We start from the raw sequence: 23,672 nt of genomic DNA, 5'->3' as shown, positions 1-23,672 counted from the left end.
CTCACACGCTGATCATGAGCCCTTCACGTCTTCCCGGGGAATCGCATGTTTAGCCTGACGCTTTACAGAGATGGCAAATCCGACAACCCGCGCTGAAGCGAAGGTCCCTGGACCCGCCACGCGCCCGAACACGACAGGGTCAGTACAACCGTGAAGACGACGACGATGTTCCGCACCATAGCCAACCCGCGACGCACGACGCTGGCCCACCTCGAGGACGCCGACGCGCTGCAGACGCCGGAACAGCCGGAGCACTCCGTCGACCTCCCCTCCCAGACCGCCAATCCCAGGCGCACCGTCCTCATGGAGGCCCCGGTCGCGGCCGCCTCCGCGCAGTAGTACGCACCCGGGCCGCCGAACGCTCAAGGCGGCCCGACACGGAGATCAAGGGCGCCCCCGACCGCGGGGGCGCCCTTCCTCCGTCCCGGGCACGCCCTCCCGCCGGGGAGACGCCCCGCGTAATGCGCGGGGCACGGCCCTCCTGCCGCGTTAGCCTGGAGCGTCAGACTCCAGCCAGCTCAGTCAAGGGGCCAAACAACCCGTGCGCATCGCCAGGTTCTCCATCGACGGGAACGTCGCCTTCGGCGCGGTCGAGGGCGAAAAGCAGGACGAACTCGTCCTCGACATCATCAAGGGCATCCCGTTCACGGACCACGAGCTCTCCGGTACGAAGGTCCCGCTGAGCAAGGTCAGGCTCCTGCCGCCGGTGCTCCCCAACAAGGTCGTCGCCTTCGGCCGCAACTACGCCGAGCACGCGCGCGAGCTGGGCAACGAGGTGCCCGACGCCCCGTTCGCCTTCTTCAAGCCCGCGACCTCGGTCATCGGCCCCGGCGACGAGATCCAGTACCCGTCCTTCTCCGAGGAACTCCACCACGAGGCCGAGCTGGCCGTGGTCATCGGCCGCATGTGCCGCGAGGTCCCACGCGAGCGCGTCAAGGACGTGATCTTCGGCTACACCTGCGCCAACGACATCACCGCCCGCGACGTCCAGAAGCGCGAGAAGCAGTGGGCCAGGGCCAAGGGCTTCGACACCTCCTGCCCCCTCGGCCCCTGGGTGGAGACCGACCTGGACCCCGCCGACCTGACCATCCAGCTCACGGTCAACGGTCAGCAGCGGCAGCTCGGCCGCACCAGCGAGATGATCCACTCCATCGAGGACCTGATCGTCAACATCACCGAGGCCATGACGCTGCTCCCCGGCGACGTGATCCTCACGGGCACCCCGGCAGGGGTCGGCCCCCTCAACGTCGGCGACGAGGTCGCCGTCACCATCGAAGGCATCGGCACTCTCACCAACAAGGTTGTCAAGCGTGGCTAGCGCACCCGGCTCCCCCGTACGCGTCCGTTTCTGCCCGTCGCCCACCGGTAACCCCCATGTGGGCCTGGTCCGCACCGCCCTGTTCAACTGGGCGTTCGCCAAGCACCACCAGGGCACTCTGGTCTTCCGCATCGAGGACACCGACGCGGCCCGCGACTCCGAGGAGTCCTACGGGCAGCTGCTCGACGCGATGCGCTGGCTGGGCTTCGACTGGGACGAGGGCCCCGAGGTCGACGGCCCCCACGCCCCCTACCGCCAGTCGCAGCGCATGGACCTCTACAAGGACGTCGCCGCCAAGCTCCTGGACGGCGGGTACGCCTACCACTGCTACTGCTCCCAGGAGGAGCTGGACACCCGCCGCGAGGCCGCCCGCGCCGCCGGCAAGCCCTCCGGCTACGACGGCCACTGCCGCGACCTGAGTGCCGAGCAGGTCGAGGACTACCGGGCCCAGGGCCGCACGCCCATCGTCCGGTTCCGCATGCCCGACGAGACGATCACCTTCACGGACCTGGTCCGCGGCGAGCTCACCTTCACCCCGGAGAACGTTCCGGACTACGGCATCGTCCGTGCCAACGGCGCCCCCCTCTACACGCTCGTCAACCCGGTCGACGACGCCCTGATGGAGATCACCCACGTCCTGCGCGGCGAGGACCTGCTCTCCTCCACCCCCCGCCAGATCGCCCTGTACAAGGCGCTGACCGAGCTGGGCATCGCCAAGCAGACCCCGCGGTTCGGGCACCTGCCGTACGTGATGGGCGAGGGCAACAAGAAGCTGTCCAAGCGCGACCCGCAGTCGTCGCTGAACCTCTACCGGGAGCGCGGCTTCCTGCCGGAGGGCCTGCTCAACTACCTCTCGCTCCTCGGCTGGTCGCTCTCCGCCGACCAGGACATCTTCACGATGGACGAGATGGTCGCGGCCTTCGACATCAAGGACGTCAACCCCAACCCGGCCCGCTTCGACCTGAAGAAGTGCGAGGCGATCAACGCCGACCACATCCGCCTGCTCGATGTGAAGGACTTCACGGAGCGCTGCCGCCCGTGGCTGAAGGCCCCGTTCGCCACCTGGGCGCCGGAGGACTTCGACGAGACCAAGTGGCAGGCGATCGCCCCGCACGCCCAGACCCGCCTGAAGGTCCTCGCCGAGATCACGGAGAACGTCGACTTCCTGTTCCTGCCGGAGCCGGTCTTCGACGAGGCGAGCTGGACGAAGGCCATGAAGGAGGGCAGCGACGCCCTGCTGCGCACGGCCCGCGAGAAGCTCGACACGGCCGACTGGGCCTCCCCGGAGTCCCTCAAGGAGGCCGTCCTGGCCGCCGGCGAGGCCCACGGCCTCAAGCTCGGCAAGGCCCAGGCCCCGGTCCGTGTCGCCGTCACCGGCCGCACGGTCGGCCTGCCGCTCTTCGAGTCCCTCGAGGTGCTTGGCAAGGAGAAGTCGCTGGCCCGCATCGACGCGGCGGTGGCGAAGCTGGCCGCGTAGCGCGTTCACACAAGGGCGGCGTCCGGTTCGGGCGCCGCCCTTCGCGCGTCCACCCATCCGTCACCCGGAGTTCACCCTTCAGGTCAACTACCGCTCACTGAGCGCAAGTTGGCTGTTCCCTGTGCACATGAAGCGCGTGTGCACCCTGTGTTGCAGGGGGAGGGGAACGTGACTCGTTCCGGAAGACTTGCCAAGGCGGCGCTCATCGGGGCAGTGGCCCTGACGTGCGCCCTGCCGATCACGCCCGCGCAGGCCGCGGGACCGTCTGTGGGCACGGTCCGGCTCAGCTCGGAGAAGCGGCAGGAGATCAGGTACACGTGGGCGGGCGCGTCCGGATTCCGGTACACGGGGGCCTCCGGCGGTACCAGCACCTGGGTCGGCTACCCGGACTTCGTCCCGCCCGCGCACCCCGGGCCGGACGACCTGGCCACCGGTACCGACGTCGTCACCACCGTCAGCGGTTCCACCGTCACGCAGAAGCACCAGTCCACGGGCGTGACCGCCACCCTCGCGATCCCGTCCGGCCAGACCTACCGGTCCGCCGCGGGCTGGAGCGTGCTCACCCGGGACCCCAGCGGTGCCCTGCACGTGCTGCGCGCCGCTCCTGACGGCAGCACCGCGGATCTGCCGGTCTCCGGCCTCCCGACGGGCGCCGAGCCCACCGGCTACGTCCTCGGCGGCTCGGTCCGCCGGCTCGCGGTCGTCTACAAGCTGGACGGGAAGACGTCTGTCGGACTCGTCGACCTCGAGGACGGCGCCTTCCGTACCTACGTCACCGGCGTGACCGAAGAAGACCCGCAGGTCGTCTTCAACGACCGTTGGCTCGTCGCCGACTGGAAGTCGATCCGCATCGACGCCGAGCCCGGCACCCAGCCCACGGCCCACACCCGACTGGGCGCCCAGCTCGAAGCGGTGGTCGGTGATCAACTCCTGATCGGCAACCCGGACTTCGTCCAGGCCGGCACCCAGCCCTCCCTGACCGCCCGCTCCCTCGTGACCGGCGCCGACACCACCCTGCTCAGCTCGTCGTTCGGCGGAATCGGTCCGACCCTGGACGGCGGTGCCCTCGCCACCGCCGGCCCCTCCAGCCTCGACTGGAACGTCCACCGGATCACGCCCACCCAGGACGGCGGGGCCGCCACCGAGAAGGTCGCCCAGGTCCCGGCCACCGCGGTCGGCGTCGAGGGACTGGCCGTCGCCGGTGGCGAGTTGTTCCTGTACGGCGCGACACCCGACGCAGCCGGCTCCTACCGCTTCAGCAGCTTCCAGCTGGACGCCACGGGTCGGCCCACCGGTCAGCAGACCCCCCGCGGCCCGGCGCTGAGTGGTGCCACCTGCCTCACCGGCGACGCCGCCTGCCCCCAGCTGGAGGCCCTGGGCGACGGCCGCGTCTCCTCCCTGTGGACCAGCGCGGAAGGCCAGGAATCCGTCCTCGACGTCGGCCTCGACACCACGACCGTCCGCAACGCGCCCACGGGCGGCGACGCCCACGGCCGCATCCCCGGCGGCACCGGCCGTTACGTGCTCTACAACGGCGGCTCCGGCACCCAGAAGGTCATCGACTTCCCGAGCGGCACGACCAACGGCCAGACCGCCCTCAGCCGCGCCCGTACCGCCGCCGCCGTCTGGGGCCAGGTGCTCTGGACCCCGGGCACCGCCCAGGGCTCCGTCGTCGGAACGCGCCTCAACACCGGCCAGACGGTCGCCACCATCGCCACGGGCGCCGCGTGCACCCCCACCGACATCCAGGCCGTCAACACCTGGCTGTACTGGTCCTGCGGCTCCACCGCGGGCGTCTACGACCGGGCGACCAACCGCAGGATCACGGTCCCGGCCGACCTGGGCCCGGCCCGCCTCGCCGACGGCTTCCTGGTCCGCGAGAACCGCACCACCCACGAACTGCTGCTCACCGACTTCCACACCGGAACGGCGACCACCCGCACGCTGGTCAAGCTGCCCAGCGCGGACCAGAACACCGGAGGCAGCAACGGCCGCTGGGCCGTCGACCGCTTCGGCGGCCACATCGCCTACCTCAACGGCACGTACGGAGAGGTCTCGATCGTCCCCAGCGGCGTCCCCGCGTCGACGCTGGCGCAGATGGAGACCCAGGCCGACGCGGTGCCGGGCGGGCCGACGAAGGCGAACCCCTGGCAGCCCGTCTGGCAGCTCAACAAGCCCGCCACCTGGACGCTCACCCTGAGCAACAGCAGCGGCACGGTGGTCCGCACCGTCACCGGCAGCACCAAGGGCGCCGCGGTCCGCCCCACCTGGGACGGCTACGGGGACGACGGCCGCCGCGTCACCGGCACGTACACCTGGAAACTCACCGCCGAGCCGCGCGACAACGAGGGTCCCGCCCTCACCGCGACCGGCACGACCACGGTCAACTGACGGACAGCCTCCGGGTCGGCGGGTTACCGTCGACCCATGAGCATCCGTGCCGTGGTCTGGGACGTCGACGACACCCTTTTCGACTACACGACCGCGGACCGCGAGGGCATGCGCAGCCACCTGGCCTCCGAGGGCCTGCTGGACGGGTACGGCACCCCGGAGGCGGCGCTCACCCTGTGGCGGGAGGTCACCGACCAGCAGTGGGCGCGTTTCTCCGCCGGAGAGCTCACGTGGGAGGAGCAGCGCCGTGACCGGGTACGGGTCTTCCTGGACCGGCGGATGACCGACGCCGAGGCCGACGACTGGTTCGAGCGCTACATCGGCCACTACGAGGCCGCCTGGGCCCTCTTCCCGGACGTCCTGCCCGTCCTGGACGCGCTCGCCGCCAGCCACCGCCACGCGGTGCTCTCCAACTCCAGCATCCACGTCCAGGACCGCAAGCTGCGCGTCCTGGGCGTGCACGACCGCTTCGAGGCGATCCTGTGCGCGGCCGAGCTCGGCGTCTCCAAACCGCAGGCCGCCGCCTTCCTCGCCGCGTGCGAGGCCCTCGACCTGCCCCCGCACCAGGTGGCGTACGTCGGTGACCACCCGGAGATCGACGGGCAGGGCTCCGCGGACGCCGGTCTGCTCTCCGTGTGGATCGACCGCTTCGGCGGTACGGCCACCGTCGAACTGCCCTCGGGGCGGCACCGGATCGCCACCCTCGCCGAACTTCCCGCGATCCTCGGCACGGATAGTCGTTTTGGAGCCCCGTCCACCTTCGGGTAATGTTCTTCCTGCGCCGCCGGAGAGCGGGCCGAAAGGCCGGAAACCCGGGGGTGCAAGCTAGAACAAGATCCCCTCAGGGGCTTGCGTTCCAGTGGCCTATGGTGTAATTGGCAGCACGACTGATTCTGGTTCAGTTAGTCTTGGTTCGAGTCCAGGTAGGCCAGCTCGCAGAGCTCATCTGCACCCGCCCCCGTTGTGTAGCGGCCTAGCACGCTGCCCTCTCAAGGCAGTAGCGCCGGTTCGAATCCGGTCGGGGGTACTGATCTCGATCAACTCGGGATCGCTAGGGCCCCCGTTGTGTAGCGGCCTAGCACGCCGCCCTCTCAAGGCGGTAGCGCCGGTTCGAATCCGGTCGGGGGTACTGACTGGTCTAAACCACATTGGTCTATGGTGTAATTGGCAGCACGACTGATTCTGGTTCAGTTAGTCTTGGTTCGAGTCCAGGTAGACCAGCTCGGACCTGCGGAAACGCAGAGTCCACGCCCCCGTTGTGTAGCGGCCTAGCACGCCGCCCTCTCAAGGCGGTAGCGCCGGTTCGAATCCGGTCGGGGGTACGTCACAGGGAAGGCCCTCCACTTCGGTGGAGGGCCTTCGCCGTTACTCGAAGCCGTATCTCCGCGCCGACTCCTCCTCCTGCGCCAGCCGGTGCAGCGACTGAAGCATCGGCTGGACGAGGACCGCTCCCAGAACCGCGATCTCGACCTTCTCCGCCTCCGTCGGAAACGTCTCCAGGAAGTCCAGGTCGAGAACGGCCGCCTGGTGCATCAACCGGGCGTAGGAGGAGAGGAGTTCGGGACTCCAGTCGTAGCCGAGCCGGCGCATCGCGGCCACCGCCACCACCAGCGAGCGGTAGGCGGGCGAGATGGTGACCAGCGCCTTGGCGTTCGACCAGCCCAGCGCCCCCAGCAGCTCCTCCGTCTCCTCGTGCGCGGCCCGGACGTACTCGTCCTCCGCGTCCGGCTCCGGAATCTGCGGCAGCGCCCACAGCGCGGCGCCCAGGCGGACGGTGCGGCCCAGGGAGTCGTCGTCGACGTGCCCGAGCACCTCGCGGACCGTCGCCACCGGCACCCGGCCGACCTGGATCATCGCGCGCACCAGACGGAGCCGGCGCAGATGCTCCTCGTCGTACTCGGCGGTGGTCGTGTTGATCTGGCGGCCGGGCGCCAACAACCCCTCGCGCAGGTAGTACTTGATCGTCGCCGTGGACACTCCGCTGCGCTCACTCAGCTCCGCCAGCCGCATCTCTTGCGCCTCTCCTTGGGCAGTGCCACTATCCAAGCATCGCCTCGGGGGATAGTTCCGCTATCCGATCGGGAACAGGGGGACGGGCATGTTCGGGAAACCGGTGCTGGGCCGTACGACCGCCGCTGCCGAAGGGGATGTGGTGGTCCTGCTGATCGGGATGCGCGTCAACCACTTCTGGGCGGTGCACCAGTGGGTGCCGGTCTTCCTGGCGATGCTCCGCATGCTGACGGAGCTCGCGCGGGACCCGGGCCGGGGGCTGCTGGGGCGCGTACTGCTGACGGCCTCACCGCGGACGTACTACGTCGTCCAGTACTGGGAGTCCAAGGAGAAGCTGTACGCGTACGCGGCCTCGCCCGACATGTTCCATCACCGGGCGTGGTCGATCATCAACCGCAAGGAGCGGGCGGGGAAGGTGCGCGGGCACGTGGGGCTGTGGCACGAGACGTATGTCGTGCCCGAGGGGTCCTACGAGGCGATCTACATCGACATGCCGCCCTTCGGCCTCGCGGCAGCCACGGGGGTGTTGCCGGTCGAGAGTCGGGGGCGGCGGGCGAGGGAGCGGTTCGCTTTTCGGCGGGGCGCCTGATCGCCGGGGGGCGCGCGTTGGGTGGCGGGTGCGAGATGTGGGTGACTTGGCGCGCCCACGCGGCGGAGCCGCACACCGATACAGCCCGCGCCCCTGGGTGGGTCACCGAGCCGTCGGGAAGAGGCTGCCGCGGCGTTGAGGCCGCCTCTTTCCGACGGTTTTCGTCGTGACCGTCAGCCCGTGCGGCGCAGCGCCTCCGACAGGCGGGCCGCGGCGTCGATGACTGCCTGGGCGTGCATGCGGCCCGGGTGGCGGGTCAGGCGTTCGATGGGGCCGGAGACCGAGACGGCGGCCACCACGCGGTTGGAGGGGCCGCGGACGGGGGCGGAGACGGAGGCGACGCCCGGCTCGCGCTCGCCGATGGACTGGGCCCAGCCGCGGCGCCGTACGCCCGACAGGGCCGTCGCCGTGAAGCGGGCGCCCTGCAGGCCCCGGTGCAGGCGCTCGGGCTCCTCCCAGGCCATGAGGATCTGCGCCGAGGAGCCCGCCTTCATCGTCAGCGTCGAGCCGACCGGGACCGTGTCCCGAAGTCCGGACAGCCGCTCCGCCGCGGCGACACAGATGCGCATGTCGCCCTGGCGGCGGTAGAGCTGCGCGCTCTCGCCGGTGATGTCGCGGAGATGGGTGAGCACCGGTCCCGCGGTCGCGAGGAGACGGTCCTCGCCGGCGGCCGCGGCCAGCTCGGCCAGCCGCGGGCCGAGAATGAAACGGCCCTGCATGTCGCGCGCCACCATACGGTGGTGTTCCAGTGCCACGGCCAGGCGGTGGGCCGTGGGTCGTGCCAGTCCGGTGGCCGCGACCAGGCCCGCGAGGGTGGCCGGACCGGACTCCAGAGCGCTCAGGACGAGGGCCGCCTTGTCCAGAACGCCGACGCCGCTACTGTTGTCCATGAAACGATACTCACGTCTCACTCTGTGAAACGCAAGTTCAATTTTCCGTGGAACACGCCACCCTGGAATACACAGCGGCCCGCAGACCGACGGGCGCGGTGGCGGACGCCCGATAACTGGGGCGCGGGCGGAACCGTCTCCTCAAGATCTCTAGTTGTGGCCGGTGCACCTTTTCCGGCCGGAGGGAAAGCGATGGGTAGGACACTCGCGGAGAAGGTCTGGGACGACCACGTCGTCCGGCGCGCCGAGGGCGAGCCCGACCTCCTCTTCATCGATCTGCACCTGCTGCACGAGGTGACCAGCCCGCAGGCCTTCGACGGTCTGCGCCAGAACGGTCGCCGGGTCCGCCGCCTCGACCTCACCATCGCGACCGAGGACCACAACACCCCGACCCTCGACATCGACAAGCCGATCGCCGACCCGGTCTCCCGCGTCCAGCTGGAGACGCTGCGCAAGAACTGCGCCGAGTTCGGCGTCCGCCTGCACCCGCTGGGCGACGTCGAGCAGGGCGTCGTCCACGTCGTGGGACCGCAGCTGGGTCTGACCCAGCCCGGCATGACCGTCGTGTGCGGCGACTCCCACACCTCCACGCACGGCGCCTTCGGCGGTCTGGCCTTCGGCATCGGCACCTCTCAGGTCGAGCACGTGCTGGCCACGCAGACGCTGCCGATGACCCGGCCCAAGACCATGGCCATCACCGTCAACGGCGAACTGCCCGAGGGAGTCACCGCCAAGGACCTGATCCTGGCGATCATCGCGAAGATCGGTACGGGCGGTGGTCAGGGCTACGTCCTGGAGTACCGCGGCGCGGCCATCGAGAAGCTCTCGATGGAGGCCCGGATGACCATCTGCAACATGTCGATCGAGGCCGGCGCCCGCGCGGGCATGATCGCCCCCGACGAGACCACCTTCGCGTACCTCAAGGGCCGCGTCCACGCCCCGCAGGGCGAGGACTGGGACGCCGCCGTCGCGTACTGGAAGACGCTGAGGACGGACGAGGACGCCGAGTTCGACGCCGAGGTCGTCATCGAGGCCGCCGAACTGTCGCCGTTCGTCACCTGGGGCACCAACCCCGGCCAGGGCGCGCCGCTTTCGGCGTCCGTCCCCGACCCGGCTTCGTACGAAGACGCTTCGGAGCGCTACGCCGCCGAAAAGGCCCTGGAGTACATGGGGTTGGAGGCCGGACAGCCGCTGCGCTCCATCAACGTGGACACGGTCTTCGTAGGTTCCTGCACCAACGGCCGCATCGAGGACCTGCGCGCCGCCGCCGAGCTGCTCAAGGGCCGCAAAGTCGCCGACGGCGTACGGATGCTGGTCGTGCCCGGCTCCGCGCGGGTCGGTCTGCAGGCCGTCTCCGAGGGCCTGGACGTCGTCTTCAAGGAGGCCGGCGCCGAGTGGCGGCACGCGGGCTGCTCGATGTGTCTGGGCATGAACCCCGACCAGCTGGCCCCGGGTGAGCGCTCCGCGTCCACCTCCAACCGCAACTTCGAGGGCCGGCAGGGCAAGGGCGGTCGTACGCACCTGGTGTCGCCGCAGGTCGCCGCCGCGACGGCGGTCCTGGGTCACCTGGCCTCCCCGGCCGACCTGTCCGACGCCGCCACCCGTACGCCCGCTGGAGTCTGATCAGTCATGGAAGCATTCACCAAGCACACCGGCCGGGCCGTCCCGCTGCGCCGCAGCAACGTCGACACCGACCAGATCATCCCTGCTCACTGGCTCAAGAAGGTCACGCGGGACGGGTTCGAGGACGGGCTGTTCGAGGCCTGGCGCAAGGACGAGAACTTCGTCCTCAACCGGCCCGAGCGCGAGGGTGCGACCGTCCTGGTCGCCGGCCCCGACTTCGGCACCGGCTCCTCCCGTGAGCACGCCGTCTGGGCGCTGCAGAACTACGGCTTCAAGGCGGTCATCTCCTCCCGCTTCGCCGACATCTTCCGCGGCAACTCGCTCAAGAACGGCCTGCTCACGGTGGTTCTCGAGCAGAAGATCGTGGACGCGCTGTGGGAGCTCACCGAGCGGGACCCGCAGGCCGTGATCACGGTCGACCTGGAGAGTCGCGAGGTGCTGGCCGAGGGCGTCACCGCCTCCTTCGAGCTCGACGAGAACTCCCGCTGGCGGCTGCTGAACGGGCTGGACGACATCTCCATCACGCTCCAGAACGAGGACCACATCGCCGCGTACGAGGCCAAGCGCCCGTCCTGCAAGCCGCGGACGCTCCAGGCATGATCCGACCGGCGTGAGCGGCAGGCTTGATCGCTCCGCGCAAGTCGAGATTCGGCCACCTCAACACCCCCGCTGTACCCCTGATCAGCCCGATCGGGGGTACAGCTGTTTCTGCACCCGAACGGCCCCGCCCGCCCGCGCGTGCTCTGCCAACTTCCCACGTTAAGGGCCTTGTTGCCGGGGTACGCGAGTGTTGAGGACGTGACTTCCGACAGCGCTGAAAGGGCCGTTAGAGGCAGGAGTTGCACCCTGAGCGGGCGACAACTCGCCCCAGATGGCACAATCTGTGCATGGAACACGACGGCCAACTCGAGCTCTATGCGGCAGTCGCGGTCCAACTCAAGGAAGCGCACGCAAGGGTGCGCGCACTGCAAGTCCCGGAGGGCGTACGGATGGCGCTGACCCGGAAGCTGCTGGTCATTACGGCCGCGGCCAAGCACGATCTCGCCGATGCGACAAGGCGTCTGGAGCGGTTCATGAAGGACCTGGACGAGGGACGAATCCCCGACGAGGAACGCTGAACGGACCAGGACAGTCGAGTCCGCAGGGGCACAACGGGTGATTAGCCCGTTTCGTGTTTGATTTGCGGTATATATCTGCCTAACGTGCGAAAAAGCTTGAACACTTTCGTTCTGGCGATGTCTCCGAAGGGGAAGACGTGAACAAGGCGCAGCTCGTAGAAGCGATTGCCGACAAGATGGGCGGCCGTCAGCAGGCCGCCGATGCTGTCGACGCGGTCCTGGATGCCATCGTCCGCGCGACCGTCGCGGGGGAGAGGGTCTCGGTCACCGGCTTCGGTTCGTTCGAGAAGGTCGACCGCCCGGCCCGCTACGCCCGCAACCCGCAGACGGGCGAGCGGGTTCGGGTCAAGAAGACCTCGGTGCCGCGCTTCCGTGCGGGCCAGGGCTTCAAGGACCTGGTCAGCGGCTCGAAGAAGCTCCCGCGCGGCGGCGAGGTCGCCGTCAAGAAGGCGCCCAAGGGCAGCCTGACCGGCGGTGCTTCCGCGACGGTCAAGAAGGCCGCCGCGAAGAAGGCCGCCCCGGCGAGGGGGGCCGCGGCCGCGAAGAAGACGACGGCGAAGAAGACCACGGCCAAGAAGACGACCGGGGCCGCCGCGGCGAAGAAGACCACGGCGAAGAAGGCGACCGCGAAGAAGACCACCGGAGCGGCCGCCAAGAAGACCTCCGCGGCGAAGACCACGGCGGCGAAGAAGACCACGGCCAAGAGCGCCCCGGCGAAGAAGACGACGGCCAAGAAGGCCCCGGCCAAGCGGTCGACGGCTCGCAAGACCGCCACCGCCAAGAAGGCCACCGCCCGCAAGTCGTAAGGGCGCAGGGCCACAAGGGCACTCACGCGCCGGGCCGGACTCCTCCGGGAGCCCGGCCCGCGGCGTGTCCGGGGTCGGTCACTCAGAGTGTCTGTAGCGTCACCAAGGTGATGCGCGGGTCGTCCTTCGCGCCCTCCACCTCGATGCGCACCCGCTGCCCGGGCCGCAGCAGCCGCAGGCCGCCCGCGTCGAACGCCGGCGCGTCGAAGGGCACCGGGGTGCCGTCGTCCAGCAGCACCTGCCCGCTGCGGGTTTCGGGGTCGTACGTGTATGCGGTGGCCTGCATGGCTGCAGCCTACTGCCCCGGGATCAACAGGCGCGCGGTCGCCGCCGCCGTCCGGGGACCCACCCCCAGCGCCAGCGCCGCACGCAGGTCGTCCCCGGTGTCCACGTCCTGCCGTACCGAATCCACCACGTCCAGACGGAGTTCCACCGCCCCGGACGCGCGGTGGCGGGCCCGGGAATCGGTGCCGAATGCCGGGAGCAATTCGCGGCCCGGGCCGGCGGCCAGCAGAGTGGTGCCGATTGCGGCCGCATCGGGGAGAAAAGCCCGGGGGAATTCCGCGGCCGCGTCCAGGACCCGGGCCAATTCCAGCGGGCGCAGGGCGGGCAGATCGGCGTTGAGGGCCGCCAGCGGGCTTTCGGGGCGTGAACCGCGGACGACGGCCGCCGCGTGCGCCAGGGCGGCGTTCAGGCCGTCGCTCGGCTCGTCGGGGATGATCCGGGCGCCCAGCGCCGCCAGCTCGCGACGCGCCAGGGCGTCGTTCGTGACGACTGCCACATCCGCCACAGGAGGCGCGGCCAGGGCGGCCGCCACCGTGTCCTGGGCGAAGGCGAGGGCCAGCCCCGGGCGCAGCCCGTCGGAAGCGGTGTCCGAGAGCCTGCTCTTGGCTCGCGCCAGAGGCTTCAGGGGTATGACCAAGGTCCACTGCACCGACGTACCGTCCCTCTCTCGTCGCGGACATTGTCCCCCGGGCCATCGGGGCGCGCGGGGGTCGGGGCGTACGGTGTTCTCGACAGACCGGCGGCCTGGGGCGACACTTGTGCGGCCCCCCAGGCCCAAGAGGAAGGTGTTCGCGTGCCCCGCCGCAGAATCGGCTTCTGGTACCGCTTCGCCGCGGTGATCTGCAAACCGCCGCTGGTGGCTCTGATCAAGCGGGACTGGCGCGGAATGGAGCACATTCCGGCCGAGGGCGGATTTATCACCGCGGTGAACCACAATTCGTACGTGGATCCCTTCGCATACGCGCACTACCAGTACAACACCGGACGGGTTCCGCGATTCCTGGCGAAGAGCGCCCTTTTCCGCAAGGGATTCGTCGGCGCCGCCATGCGCGGCACCGGGCAGATCCCCGTCTACCGCGAGAGCACGGACGCGCTCAGTGCCTTCCGGGCCGCGATCGACGCCGTGGAGCGCGGCGAGTGCGTCGCCTTCTACCCCGAGGGCACCCTCACCCGCGACCCCAACGGCTGGCCCATGACCGCCAAGACGGGCGCCGCGCGCGTGGCCCTGCAGACCAAGTGCCCGGTGATCCCCGTGGCCCAGTGGGGCTGCAACGAGCTGCTGCCGCCGTACGCCAAGAAGCCCCAGCTCTTCCCGCGCAAGACCCACCGCGTACTGGCGGGGCCGCCCGTGGACCTCTCGCGCTTCTACGGCAGGGAGATGACCGCGGACGTCCTCAAGGAGGCGACCGAGGTCATCATGGCCGCGATCACCGCCCAGCTGGAGGAGATCCGCGGCGAGAAGGCCCCCGAGACGCCCTACGACCCGCGCCGGGAGCGGATCGAGCAGCGGCGTCGCACCCAGGCGCAGACTGCGCAGGCACAGACACACACGCAAGCACAGGCGCAGTCCCCGGGTACGCAGGTGGAAGGGCAGGGCACGTGAGCAACCCGGTCAAGGCGGCGGTCCTCAGCGCCGGTTCGTGGGGCACCGCGTTCGGCATGGTGCTCGCCGACGCGGGGTGCGAGGTCACCCTGTGGGCCCGGCGGGCGGAGGTCGTCGAAGCGATCAACTCCGCCCGTGCGAACCCCGACTACTTCCCCGGTGTCGAGCTGCCGCGGAACATGCGGGCCACCACGGACGCGGCCGAGGCCACCGCGGGCGCCGACTTCACGGTCCTGTCCGTCCCCTCGCAGACGCTGCGCGCCAACCTCGCCGAGTGGGCGCCGCTGCTGGCGCGGAACACCGTCCTGGTGTCGCTGATGAAGGGCGTCGAACTCGGTACGACCATGCGGATGAGCGAGGTCGTCGAGGACGTCGCCAAGGTCCCCGCCGAACGCGTCGCCGTGGTCACCGGCCCCAACCTGGCCCGGGAGATCGCCGCCCGGATGCCGGCCGCCGCCGTGGTCGCCTGCACCGACGAGGGCGTCGCCCAGCGGCTCCAGGCCGCCTGCCACACGCCGTACTTCCGCCCGTACACCAACACCGACGTGGTCGGCTGTGAACTCGGCGGCGCCGTCAAGAACGTCATCGGTCTCGCCGTCGGCATCGCGGACGGCATGGGCCTCGGCGACAACGCCAAGGGCTCGCTCATCACGCGCGGCCTCGCCGAGACCACCCGCCTGGGCCTGGCGATGGGCGCCGACCCGCTGACGTTCTCCGGACTCGCGGGCCTGGGCGACCTGGTGGCGACCTGCTCCTCGCCGCTGTCGCGCAACCACACCTTCGGCACCAACCTCGGCAAGGGCATGACGCTCCAGGAGACGATCGCGGTCACCAAGCAGACCGCCGAGGGCGTCAAGTCCTGCGAGTCCGTGCTGGATCTGGCCCGCCGGCACGGCGTCGACATGCCCATCACCGAGACGGTCGTCGGCATCGTGCACGAGGGCAAGCCTCCGGTGGTGGCGCTGAAGGAGCTCATGTCGCGCAGCGCGAAACCGGAACGACGCTGAGCGAACCCGGCCGGGGCACGCTGCCTCGGGGCCCTACCACCGGGTACCCTCAACGCGATATGAGCACCGAGAACCTGCCCCAGAGCCCTGAGCAGCCGTCGTCCCGCAAGCCGCGGGTGGCCGTCGTGTTCGGCGGACGCAGCTCCGAACACGGGATCTCCATGGTCACCGCCGGCGCCGTCCTGCGGGCCATCGACCGGACCAAGTACGAGGTCCTGCCGATCGGTATCACGCGCGAGGGGCGTTGGGTGCTCACCGCCGACGATCCGGAGCGGATGGCGATCACCGAGCGCCGTACGCCCGAGGTCGAGGAACTGGTCGAGTCGGGCGGGGGCGGCGTGGTCCTCCCGGTCGACCCCGCGAACCGCGAGGTCGTCTACACCGAGCCGGGCTCCGTGCCCAAGGCGCTCGGCGAGGTCGACGTGGTCTTCCCCGTCCTGCACGGCCCGTACGGCGAGGACGGCACCCTCCAGGGCATGCTGGAGCTCTCCGGTGTCCCGTACGTGGGCTCGGGTGTGCTCGCCTCGGCCGTCGGCCAGGACAAGGAGTACATGAAGCGGGTGTTCACCTCGTTCGGCCTCAAGGTCGGGCCGTACGTGGTGATCCGGCCGCGCGAGTGGGAGCAGGACGAGCCGGCCGCCCGCAAGAAGATCATCGACCTCGCAGGCGAGCACGGCTGGCCTCTGTTCGTGAAGCCCGCGCGCGCGGGTTCCTCGATCGGCATCACCAAGGTCGACGACCTCTCCGGCCTGGACGAGGCGATCGCCGAGGCCCAGCGGCACGACCCGAAGATCCTCGTGGAGGCGGCGCTGCGCGGCCGCGAGATCGAGTGCGGGGTGCTGGAGTTCGAGGACGGCCCGAGGGCCTCGGCCCCCGCGGAGATCCCGCCGCCGGACGCCCACGCCTACTACGACTTCGAGGCCAAGTACATCGACTCGACCCCGGGGATCGTCCCGGCGCCCCTGACGCCGGAGGAGACGGCCGAGGTCCAGCGCCTCGCGGTCGACGCCTTCGAGGCGGCCTCCTGCGAGGGCCTGGTCCGCGCGGACTTCTTCCTCACCGAGGACGGCGAGTTCGTGATCAACGAGATCAACACGATGCCCGGCTTCACGCCGATCTCCATGTACCCGCAGATGTGGCAGGCGAGCGGGATCAGCTACCCGGAGCTGGTGGACAGGCTGGTGCAGGCGGCACTGAGGCGGTCCACCGGGCTCCGGTAGGGCCGAACCGTTCAGCAGTATCGTTCAGTCGGCGATCCCTTCGGGGATCGCCTTCTTGAGGGCTGACGCCAGGTCGATCAGCGCAGCCGAGCTGTCCCGCCCCTTCGGCACGGTGACCTCGACGTACGCCTGGCGGCTGGCCGTGGTGTAGCGGTACGCCCCGTCGCCCTGCTGCTCCATGAGCCAGTCGACCCCGTTCACGCCGCCCGCGACCGCGTCCGGGTCGTGCCCCTCGGCCACCTTCGGGTCGATCATCTTCGGCGGTCGCGGAACACCGCAGCGCAGTATGATCGGCGGGTTCCCCCAACCCGCGGTCAGCGCGGACTCGGGCTCGGGGTCCCGGCGACCCTGACCGTCGACCTTGGACGGCAGCGCCTCGTCCAGGGTCCGGCACAGCTTCACGGTCCTCGCGGACGGACTGGGAACCGCCGTCGACGCACTGTCGTCTGCTGAGGAGCAGCCCGCCGCAGCGATCAACAGAGCGAGCGCGGGCAGTCCGAAAGGCCGGTGACGGAGGAAGGTTCGCACCGGCCAAGGGTAGACGGGGGCTACAGATGCACGACCGGGCAGGTCAGGGTGCGGGTGATGCCGTCCACTTGCTGGACCTTCGCGACCACCATGCGGCCGAGGTCGTCGACGGTGTCGGCCTGGGCCCGCACGATGACGTCGTACGGCCCCGTCACGTCCTCGGCCTGGACGACTCCAGGAATCTTGCTGATCGTCTCGGCGACGGTCGACGCTTTGCCGACCTCCGTCTGGATCAGGATGTACGCCTGTACCACGGAACCTCCAGGGCGGCCACGAGGATCATGTGGGGAAAAGGAACGCCACGGTATCGCGTCGCCGCTCGCCGCGGGGAGACCTGCGGGGACCGGGACCCACGCGCCGGGGTGCGGGCATGACAGAAGTTGACGGTCACTTCGACCGTATCGAGGACACTGGTCGCGCGCGACCGGGCACGGACAGGGACAAGAAGGGGAGAAAGGGCAATGAAGGGCACTGTTGGTGAGCTCGGGGAGTTCGGGCTCATCAGGGAGCTCACCTCCCGTCTCACCACCACCCCGGCGGTCCGGGTCGGCCCCGGCGACGACGCCGCGGTGGTCGCCGCGCCCGACCGGCGGGTCGTGGCCAGCACCGACATCCTGCTGGAGGGCCGGCACTTCCGCCGCGACTGGTCCACGGCCTACGACGTCGGCCGCAAGGCGGCCGCTCAGAACCTCGCGGACATCGCCGCCATGGGCGCCGTGCCGACCGCGCTGCTGCTCGGCCTGGTCGTCCCCGCCGAACTGCCGGTGACCTGGCCGACCGAGCTGATGGACGGCCTGCGCGACGAGTGCCAGGTCGCGGGCGCCTCCGTGGTCGGCGGTGACGTCGTACGGGGCGACACCATCATGGTGTCGATCACCGCGCTCGGCGACCTGCGCAACCAGGAGCCGATCACCCGGGCCGGCGCCCAGCCCGGCGACCTCGTCGCGGTGACCGGCTGGCTGGGCTGGTCGGCCGCCGGGTACGCGGTGCTCTCGCGCGGCTTCCGCTCGCCGCGCGCCTTCGTCGAGGCGCACCGGCGCCCCGAGCCGCCGTACCACGCGGGTCCGGCCGCCGCCGGTCTCGGCGCGACCGCGATGTGCGACGTCAGCGACGGGCTGATCGCCGACCTCGGGCACATCGCGGAGGCCAGCAAGGTCCGTATCGACATCCGTTCCGGCGCGATCGACATCCCCACCCAGATGAACGACATCGGGCAGGCGGTCGGCGTCGACCCGATGCAGTGGGTGCTGACCGGGGGAGAGGACCACGCGATCGTGGCGACCTTCCCGCCGGACGTGAAACTCCCGGCCCGCTGGAAGGTGATCGGCGAGGTGCTCAACCCCTCCGCGCTGCCCCAGGTCACGGTCGACGGGGCCCCGTGGACCAGCAAGGGCGGCTGGGACCACTTCGGGGACATCGAGTCGTGAGCGCCGTCGAAGGCCCGCCCAGGGTGCTCACCGTGGCCGGCTCCGACTCCGGTGGCGGCGCGGGCGTTCAGGCCGACCTGAAGACCATGCTCGCGCTCGGTGTGCACGGCATGAGCGTCGTCACGGCGGTCACCGCGCAGAACTCCCTGGGCGTGCAGGGTGCTTGGGAGCTTCCGGTGGAGGCGGTGCGGGCCCAGTACCGCAGCGTGGTCGACGATATCGGCGTACAGGCCGTGAAGACCGGGATGCTGGCCTCCGCCGAACTCGTCGAGGCGGTGGCCGAGTTGATCGCGGCGACGGACGCGCCGGCCGTGATCGACCCGGTCGGCGTCTCCAAGCACGGGGACCCACTGCTGGCGGCCTCCGCCCTGGACTCCGTGCGCACGAAACTGCTGCCGGCCGCCACCGTCGCCACGCCGAACCTCGACGAGGTGGCCCAACTCACCGGTGTACGGGTCGAGTCGGAGGCCGGGATGCGGGAGGCCGCGGCGGCGGTGCTCGCGTTCGGGCCGCGCTGGGTGCTCATCAAGGGCGGCCATCTCCCCGGCGACGCCGTCGACCTGCTGACCGACGGGGCCGCCGAGCACTGGCTGCGCGCACCCCGCCACGACAACCGGCACACGCACGGCACGGGTTGCACCCTCGCCTCGGCGATCGCGTCGCACCTGGCGAAGGGGCAGTCCGTGCCGGAGGCGGTGACGGCGGCGAAGGAGTACGTCACCGGGGCGGTCGCGGCCGGGTTCGCCCTGGGCGGCGGCATCGGGCCGGTGGACCACGGGTGGGCGCTCACACGGGGTACTCCCGGAGCTTGATGTCCTGCGCGGCCTTCTCGGTCAGCCGCTTGAAGAAGCCGGCCAGCAGGCGTGAGCTCAGCAGGCGGTACATGCGGTCGCGGCTGCGGATCCCGCGCTCGGTGGGCGGGGCGAAGAACGGGCCCGCGTTGCCGGAGATCTTCTGGCAGCCCTTGGCGAAGTCCCGGATCCGCGTCTCGTACTCGGCGAACGCGGTGCGGTGGTCGCCGCCCGCGAGGGCCAGTTCACCGGCCAGGACCCACGCGCCGACGATCGCCACGCCCGTGCCCATGCCGCCCATGGTGGCCCCGTAGCCGGCGTCCCCGAGGAGCACCACGCGGCCCTTGGTGAGCCGGTCGACGTGGATCTGGGCGATCGCGTCGAAGTACAGGTCGTCGGCCTGCTCCAGGGCCTTGAGCACGTTCGGGGTCTCCCAGCCCATCCCCGCGAACCGTTCGGCGAGGATCCGCTTCTGCCCGGCGACGTCCCGGCGGTCGTACGTCAGCCGCTCGGAGCGGAAGACCAGCAGGGCACCCGCGCGGTCGGGGTCGCCGTCGTAGTTGCCGAGGGCGAGAGCGCGGCCGGGCTCGCTGTAGAGGCGGCCGGTGCGGTTCAGGCCCAGGTCGTTGGGGACGCCGAAGCCGGCCACGTAGTGGTCGAAGAAGCGCAGGTAGCGGGACTCGTCGCCGAAGACCAGCCGCCGGGTGTTCGAGTGCAGACCGTCGGCGCCGACGACGAGGTCGAAGCGGCGGGGCGTGCTCCGTTCGAAGGTGACGTCCACGCCGGCGCCGTCGTCGGTGAGCGTGGCGATCGAGTCGTCGAAGACGTACTCGACGCGGTCCCTGGTGCGCTCGTACATGATCTTCGCGAGTTCGCCGCGGAAGATCTCCACGTCGCCGCTCATCATCTCCGAGGGCAGGTCCACGCGCGCGTGCCCGTCGGCGTCGACGACGCTCTGCCGGCCCATGTGGGTCTGGCGGGCGTGGATCTCGTCCCAGAGGCCCATCGCCGTCAGGACCTTGCGGTGGACCTGGCCCCGGAAGTCGACCGCGAAGCCGCCCCCGCGCAGCGCCGGGGCCTTCTCGACGACCGTGACGCGGGCGCCGCGCCGGGCGAGGTTCAGGGCGAGGGCGGGGCCGGCGACGCTGGCGCCGGAGACCAGGACGTTCAGGTGACCGAGGTGGTGTGTGTTCGTCATGGCCATGAGCCTGCGGGCAGGCGCTGACCGTCTCCCTACCGTTCGCTGACCGCCGCTGACCGCCGGCTCCGCCCCCGTTCGAACGCCTCGTCGTACGCCTGCGCGGACAGCCTGGCCCGTACGTCGTCCCGCGTGCGTACGACGTCGGGGTCGCCGTCGAGCGGTTCCCCCCGCAGCCCCACGGCGGCGCCCAGGAGTTCGGCCGCCCGCGCGGGAGCCGGGGCGACCGAGGCGAGGGCGTCGGCGGTGTCGGCCAGGGTGAGGACGTCCGGTGACTCCCGGGCGTGCGCGTGGGCCTGGGCGAACCAGTCGCGAGCCTTGTCGGTGTCGCCCTCCGCCGCCGCCGTGCGGCCCAGGCCGATGAGGATCCGTACCGTCTCGCCGACGCTGAACCAGTTCGCCGCGCACGCCTCCAGGGCGTTTTCGTAGTGCACGCGTGCGTGCGCGGTGTCTCCGGAGAGCCGGGCCGCGTCACCGAGGCCCCGCCGGGCGGCCGCGACCTTGTCCGAGGCGCCCGCGCCGCGCGCGAGGGCGGCCGACTGTTCGTAGTGGACGGCCGCCGCCTCGGTGTCGCCCCGGTGCAGCAGCACGGTCCCGCGCGTGCGCAGCAGGTCCGCGGTCTCCTCGGGGGCCTCCAGCTCCCGTACGTACGGCAGGCCCTCGTCGAGCAGTTCCAGGGCCTCGTCGTAGGCGCCGCGCCGGGCCGCGAAGCCGCCCAGCGGATCCAGGCAGTTGGCCATGCCCCAACGGTCCCCGGTCACCCGGAAGGCGGTCAGGGAGCGGGCGAAGGCGGCCTCCGACTCGGCGGGACGGCCGCTGAACTGCGCCTGGTAGCCGAGCCCCAGGTCCAGCAGTGCCCGCCCCCACGGGTCGTCGCCGACCTGGACGGCCCGCAGCTCCTGGTCCGAGGCGAGCAGCGGGCCGCCGGTGAGCGACCAGAGGACCATCGTGAACGGCAGCCGCAGCGACTTCTCCAGGGCGCGCAGAACGTCGGCCACGCGCGCGATGCGGTCGGGTTCGGCCGGGTCGTCACCCCGCCCGGTGACCGTGTTCATCGCGCACAGGGCGTACTCCTCCTCCAGCCCCGCGGGCGCCTCGTCGCCGATCGTCGTCAGCAGTGCGCGGGCGAGCGTGGCGTGTTCGTCGTGCGGACCGCGCAGCCGCCAGAACCAGGAGAGGTGCGCCATGAGGCGCAGGGCGTCCGTGGGAGCCGTGCGCACGAGGTGCCGCAGCGCCGCGTCCAGGTTGCCGTGTTCGGCGGTGAGCCGGGCCAGCCAGGGCAGTTGGCCGCCGCCCCTGAGATACGGCTCCGCACCCTCGGCCAGCCGCAGGAAGTACCCCGCGTGGGCGTCCCTGGGCCGGTCCGCGCCGGTGAGTCGCTCTGCGGCGAACGCCCGGATCGTCTCCAGCATCCGGTAGCGCCCCTCGGACACCTCCAGGAACGACTTCTCGACCAGCGAGGCCAGCAGGTCCTCCGGGTGGGCCGTCGCGCACACGGCCTCCACGGCGTCGAGGGTCGCCCCGCCCGGGAAGACGGTCAGCTCCGCTGCCAGTTCGCGCTCCTCGTCGTCCAGCAGGTCCCAGCTCCACTCCACGACCGCGCGCAGGGTGCGGTGCCGAGGCGCCTTGGAGCGGTCGCCCCGGGTCAGCAGCCGGAACCGGTCGTCCAGGCGGTCGGCGAGCTCGTCCGGGGTGAGGGTGCGCAGCCGGGCCGCGGCCAGCTCGATCGCCAGCGGCAGCCCGTCGAGAGCCCGGCAGATGTCGGCCACGCGCGCGTGGTGGTCGAAGTCGGGGCGTACGGCCCGCGCGCGATCGAGGAAGAGCCGCACCGCGGGCTCCGGCGGCAGCGGTGGCACGGGGACCAGGACCTCACCGGTGATGCCGAGGGACTCCCGGCTGGTGGCGAGGACCCGGACGCCCGGGCAGGCGCCGAGGAGCAGCGCCGACAGCCGCGCCGCCTCCTCCACCAGGTGCTCGCAGTTGTCGAGCACCAGCAGCAGCTCACGCTCCTCCAGGGCGGCCAGCAGCCGGTCCGTGGTGTCCGTGGCGGGCGTGCGGAAACCTTCACGCACACCGAGGGCGGCGAGGACGGCGTACGGGATCCGGGTGCCGTCGCTGAGGGGGGCCAGCTCGACGAAGCACGCGTCGGAGCGGGAGACGGCCTGGGAGACGGCCCGGGTGCGGGCCGCCTCGATCGCCAGCCGGGTCTTGCCGACGCCGCCCGGGCCCGTGAGCGTGACCAGGCGGGACTCGGACAGGCCCCGCGCGATCCGCGCCAGCTCGGTGTCACGGCCGACGAACGGGGTGAGCTGGACCGGGACGCGCGGCCGCGCGGGTGCGCTCGTGCCGCCGCCCCGCAGCAACTCCAGGTGGAGCGCGGACAGCTCGGGCGAGGGGTCGGTGCCCAGCTCGTCGGCGAGGGTGCGCCGGGCCTCCTCGTACACGGTGAGCGCCTCGGCGGGCCGTCCGTCCGCGTGCAGCGCCCTCATCAGCTGCCCGTACAGCCGCTCGCTCAGCGGATGCGTCGACAGCAGCGCCCGCAGCTCCGCGACGAGCCCGGGCCCGCCGCCGAGCGCCAGCTCCGCCTCGATCCGGTCCTGTGCGGCGGCCAGCCGCAGCTCCTCGAGCCGTGTCCTCTCGGCGTGTGCCTCGGGGAGGTCGGGCAGCGCGGGTCCGCGCCACAGGGCGAGCGCCTCTCGCAGCCGGGCCGCCGCGCGCGTGTGGTCTCCGGTGGAGAGCGCGGTACGCCCTTCCTTGGACATGCGTTCGAATTGATGGGCGTCCACGGCCTCGGGGGAGACGGTGATGCGGTAACCGGCCGGAGTGGCCTCGATCTCCGTGTGCGGCGCCAGACGCCTGCGGAGGCGGGAGATCTGCGACTGGAGGGCGTTGGCGGCTCCTGCGGGCGGCTGGGCGCCGTACAGGCCGGCTGTCAGGCGGTCGGTGGAGACGGTGCGGCCGACGTCGAGGAGCAGGAGTGTGAGCAGGGCACGGGGGCGGGGGCCGCCGGGGTCCACGGGGGCGCCGTCGTCGGTGCGTATGTCCAGCGGACCCAGGATGGCGAAGCGCATTCGCCAGATTCTGGCAGCTCAGCGACGTGGGTGTGCGGCAAAGCGCACGGCAAAAAGCCGGTCCACCGAGGTGGACCGGCTCTGTGCAGCGAACCAGCAGTGGCCGCGCGCTCAGCTGTTGGCGTCAGCGCGAGACCTTGCCGGCCTTGATGCACGAGGTGCAAGCGTTCACGCGCTTCGGCGTCCCGCCCACCACGGTACGCACACGCTGGATGTTCGGGTTCCAGCGACGGGGCGTACGGCGGTGCGAGTGCGAGATGTTGTTGCCGAAGCCCGGCCCCTTGCCGCAGACGTCGCAGTTGGCAGCCACGGGTCACTCC

24 protein-coding genes and 5 tRNA genes are annotated in these 23,672 nt (G+C 71.0%); 20 read left to right on the top strand and 9 right to left on the bottom strand.

The features are described 5' to 3' along the window. Positions 1 to 150 precede the first annotated feature (150 nt). The 10 genes from ACGFNV_RS30110 to ACGFNV_RS30065 all read left to right on the top strand — a co-directional run bounded on the left by ACGFNV_RS30110 (position 151) and on the right by ACGFNV_RS30065 (position 6,508). Positions 151 to 339, top strand: a complete 189-nt coding sequence (locus ACGFNV_RS30110) for a hypothetical protein (RefSeq protein WP_133930191.1) — start codon at positions 151 to 153, stop codon at positions 337 to 339. 202 nt (positions 340 to 541) lie between these two features. Further along, positions 542 to 1,318, top strand: coding sequence for a fumarylacetoacetate hydrolase family protein (locus tag ACGFNV_RS30105; protein WP_393626586.1), 777 nt, complete (start codon positions 542 to 544; stop codon positions 1,316 to 1,318). Then, complete coding sequence (gene gltX, locus ACGFNV_RS30100) at positions 1,311 to 2,795, top strand: glutamate--tRNA ligase (protein ID WP_393626584.1); 1,485 nt, start codon at positions 1,311 to 1,313, stop codon at positions 2,793 to 2,795. The genes ACGFNV_RS30105 and gltX overlap by 8 nt, the downstream gene beginning before the upstream one ends. Before the next feature lie 168 nt (positions 2,796 to 2,963). Beyond that, a complete protein-coding gene (locus ACGFNV_RS30095; protein ID WP_393626582.1) occupies positions 2,964 to 5,186 on the top strand; it encodes a FlgD immunoglobulin-like domain containing protein in 2,223 nt (740 codons plus the stop codon). Positions 5,187 to 5,222: 36 nt separating this feature from the next. Beyond that, complete coding sequence (locus ACGFNV_RS30090) at positions 5,223 to 5,954, top strand: HAD family hydrolase (RefSeq protein WP_393626580.1); 732 nt, start codon at positions 5,223 to 5,225, stop codon at positions 5,952 to 5,954. A gap of 92 nt (positions 5,955 to 6,046) precedes the next feature. Then, a tRNA-Gln gene (locus ACGFNV_RS30085) sits at positions 6,047 to 6,118 on the top strand. Between the two features lie 22 nt (positions 6,119 to 6,140). Next, positions 6,141 to 6,213: transfer RNA gene (locus ACGFNV_RS30080), tRNA-Glu, on the top strand. 29 nt (positions 6,214 to 6,242) lie between these two features. After that, positions 6,243 to 6,315, top strand: a tRNA-Glu gene (locus tag ACGFNV_RS30075). A gap of 20 nt (positions 6,316 to 6,335) precedes the next feature. Further along, positions 6,336 to 6,407, top strand: a tRNA-Gln gene (locus ACGFNV_RS30070). A gap of 28 nt (positions 6,408 to 6,435) precedes the next feature. Beyond that, positions 6,436 to 6,508 (top strand) — tRNA-Glu (locus ACGFNV_RS30065). 43 nt (positions 6,509 to 6,551) lie between these two features. On the opposite strand, the gene ACGFNV_RS30060 is transcribed toward ACGFNV_RS30065, so the two are convergent. Beyond that, complete coding sequence (locus ACGFNV_RS30060) at positions 6,552 to 7,196, bottom strand: MerR family transcriptional regulator (protein WP_393626578.1); 645 nt, start codon at positions 7,194 to 7,196, stop codon at positions 6,552 to 6,554. Positions 7,197 to 7,284: 88 nt separating this feature from the next. Here ACGFNV_RS30060 and ACGFNV_RS30055 point away from each other — a divergent pair, with 88 nt between their 5' ends. Next, positions 7,285 to 7,785: a DUF4188 domain-containing protein gene (locus ACGFNV_RS30055; RefSeq protein WP_393626576.1), complete on the top strand. Its 501-nt coding sequence runs from the start codon at positions 7,285 to 7,287 to the stop codon at positions 7,783 to 7,785. A gap of 173 nt (positions 7,786 to 7,958) precedes the next feature. Here ACGFNV_RS30055 and ndgR read toward each other — a convergent pair whose 3' ends face one another. After that, positions 7,959 to 8,675: an IclR family transcriptional regulator NdgR gene (gene ndgR, locus ACGFNV_RS30050; protein ID WP_007384919.1), complete on the bottom strand. Its 717-nt coding sequence runs from the start codon at positions 8,673 to 8,675 to the stop codon at positions 7,959 to 7,961. A 192-nt stretch (positions 8,676 to 8,867) separates the two neighbouring features. On the opposite strand from ndgR, the gene leuC reads away from it, so the two are divergent. From leuC to ACGFNV_RS30030, 4 genes are all read left to right on the top strand, one after another. Continuing rightward, positions 8,868 to 10,298: a 3-isopropylmalate dehydratase large subunit gene (leuC, locus tag ACGFNV_RS30045; protein WP_393626574.1), complete on the top strand. Its 1,431-nt coding sequence runs from the start codon at positions 8,868 to 8,870 to the stop codon at positions 10,296 to 10,298. 6 nt (positions 10,299 to 10,304) lie between these two features. After that, positions 10,305 to 10,898 carry a 3-isopropylmalate dehydratase small subunit gene (gene leuD / locus ACGFNV_RS30040; protein WP_393626572.1) on the top strand — a complete coding sequence of 198 codons (594 nt, stop codon included), beginning with the start codon at positions 10,305 to 10,307 and terminating at the stop codon, positions 10,896 to 10,898. A 287-nt stretch (positions 10,899 to 11,185) separates the two neighbouring features. After that, positions 11,186 to 11,416: a hypothetical protein gene (locus tag ACGFNV_RS30035; RefSeq protein ID WP_133930198.1), complete on the top strand. Its 231-nt coding sequence runs from the start codon at positions 11,186 to 11,188 to the stop codon at positions 11,414 to 11,416. Between the two features lie 137 nt (positions 11,417 to 11,553). Further along, complete coding sequence (locus ACGFNV_RS30030) at positions 11,554 to 12,222, top strand: HU family DNA-binding protein (RefSeq protein WP_393626570.1); 669 nt, start codon at positions 11,554 to 11,556, stop codon at positions 12,220 to 12,222. Between the two features lie 82 nt (positions 12,223 to 12,304). Here ACGFNV_RS30030 and ACGFNV_RS30025 read toward each other — a convergent pair whose 3' ends face one another. Both ACGFNV_RS30025 and cofC read right to left on the bottom strand, forming a co-directional pair. Next, positions 12,305 to 12,508 carry a hypothetical protein gene (locus ACGFNV_RS30025; RefSeq protein WP_393626568.1) on the bottom strand — a complete coding sequence of 68 codons (204 nt, stop codon included), beginning with the start codon at positions 12,506 to 12,508 and terminating at the stop codon, positions 12,305 to 12,307. A gap of 9 nt (positions 12,509 to 12,517) precedes the next feature. Then, positions 12,518 to 13,156, bottom strand: coding sequence for a 2-phospho-L-lactate guanylyltransferase (gene cofC / locus ACGFNV_RS30020; protein WP_393626566.1), 639 nt, complete (start codon positions 13,154 to 13,156; stop codon positions 12,518 to 12,520). A 144-nt stretch (positions 13,157 to 13,300) separates the two neighbouring features. On the opposite strand from cofC, the gene ACGFNV_RS30015 reads away from it, so the two are divergent. From ACGFNV_RS30015 to ACGFNV_RS30005, 3 genes are read left to right on the top strand one after another with little or no spacing between them, the layout of a single operon-like run. Further along, positions 13,301 to 14,110, top strand: a complete 810-nt coding sequence (locus ACGFNV_RS30015; RefSeq protein ID WP_393626564.1) for a lysophospholipid acyltransferase family protein — start codon at positions 13,301 to 13,303, stop codon at positions 14,108 to 14,110. Beyond that, complete coding sequence (locus ACGFNV_RS30010; RefSeq protein ID WP_133930203.1) at positions 14,107 to 15,117, top strand: NAD(P)H-dependent glycerol-3-phosphate dehydrogenase; 1,011 nt, start codon at positions 14,107 to 14,109, stop codon at positions 15,115 to 15,117. The genes ACGFNV_RS30015 and ACGFNV_RS30010 overlap by 4 nt, the downstream gene beginning before the upstream one ends. Positions 15,118 to 15,176: 59 nt before the next feature. After that, the gene (locus tag ACGFNV_RS30005; protein WP_393626562.1) at positions 15,177 to 16,337 is read left to right on the top strand and encodes a D-alanine--D-alanine ligase family protein; all 1,161 of its coding nucleotides are present in this window, start codon (positions 15,177 to 15,179) and stop codon (positions 16,335 to 16,337) included. A gap of 24 nt (positions 16,338 to 16,361) precedes the next feature. Here ACGFNV_RS30005 and ACGFNV_RS30000 read toward each other — a convergent pair whose 3' ends face one another. Further along, positions 16,362 to 16,865, bottom strand: a complete 504-nt coding sequence (locus tag ACGFNV_RS30000; protein WP_393626560.1) for a DUF3515 domain-containing protein — start codon at positions 16,863 to 16,865, stop codon at positions 16,362 to 16,364. A gap of 20 nt (positions 16,866 to 16,885) precedes the next feature. Beyond that, positions 16,886 to 17,119: an Lrp/AsnC family transcriptional regulator gene (locus ACGFNV_RS29995; RefSeq protein WP_037677600.1), complete on the bottom strand. Its 234-nt coding sequence runs from the start codon at positions 17,117 to 17,119 to the stop codon at positions 16,886 to 16,888. A gap of 207 nt (positions 17,120 to 17,326) precedes the next feature. On the opposite strand from ACGFNV_RS29995, the gene ACGFNV_RS29990 reads away from it, so the two are divergent. Both ACGFNV_RS29990 and thiD read left to right on the top strand, forming a co-directional pair. Next, a complete protein-coding gene (locus ACGFNV_RS29990) occupies positions 17,327 to 18,292 on the top strand; it encodes a thiamine-phosphate kinase (protein ID WP_133930206.1) in 966 nt (321 codons plus the stop codon). Next, on the top strand, positions 18,289 to 19,104 hold the full coding sequence (gene thiD, locus ACGFNV_RS29985) for a bifunctional hydroxymethylpyrimidine kinase/phosphomethylpyrimidine kinase (RefSeq protein ID WP_393626558.1): 816 nt from the start codon (positions 18,289 to 18,291) through the stop codon (positions 19,102 to 19,104). Before ACGFNV_RS29990 ends, thiD begins: the two co-directional genes overlap by 4 nt. On the opposite strand, the gene ACGFNV_RS29980 is transcribed toward thiD, so the two are convergent. From ACGFNV_RS29980 to rpmB, 3 genes are all read right to left on the bottom strand, one after another. After that, positions 19,079 to 20,281, bottom strand: a complete 1,203-nt coding sequence (locus ACGFNV_RS29980) for an FAD-dependent monooxygenase (protein WP_393626556.1) — start codon at positions 20,279 to 20,281, stop codon at positions 19,079 to 19,081. The genes thiD and ACGFNV_RS29980 overlap by 26 nt on opposite strands. Positions 20,282 to 20,316: 35 nt before the next feature. Next, complete coding sequence (locus ACGFNV_RS29975; RefSeq protein WP_393626554.1) at positions 20,317 to 23,352, bottom strand: BTAD domain-containing putative transcriptional regulator; 3,036 nt, start codon at positions 23,350 to 23,352, stop codon at positions 20,317 to 20,319. A gap of 124 nt (positions 23,353 to 23,476) precedes the next feature. Then, positions 23,477 to 23,662: a 50S ribosomal protein L28 gene (gene rpmB, locus ACGFNV_RS29970; protein ID WP_004924906.1), complete on the bottom strand. Its 186-nt coding sequence runs from the start codon at positions 23,660 to 23,662 to the stop codon at positions 23,477 to 23,479. Positions 23,663 to 23,672 lie beyond the last annotated feature (10 nt).

This window comes from Streptomyces sp. NPDC048751, from assembly GCF_043198595.1.
Lineage (GTDB): Bacteria > Actinomycetota > Actinomycetes > Streptomycetales > Streptomycetaceae > Streptomyces.
Note: the sequence above shows the minus strand (reverse complement) of the source record. Positions and strands in the feature narration are given on the sequence as shown.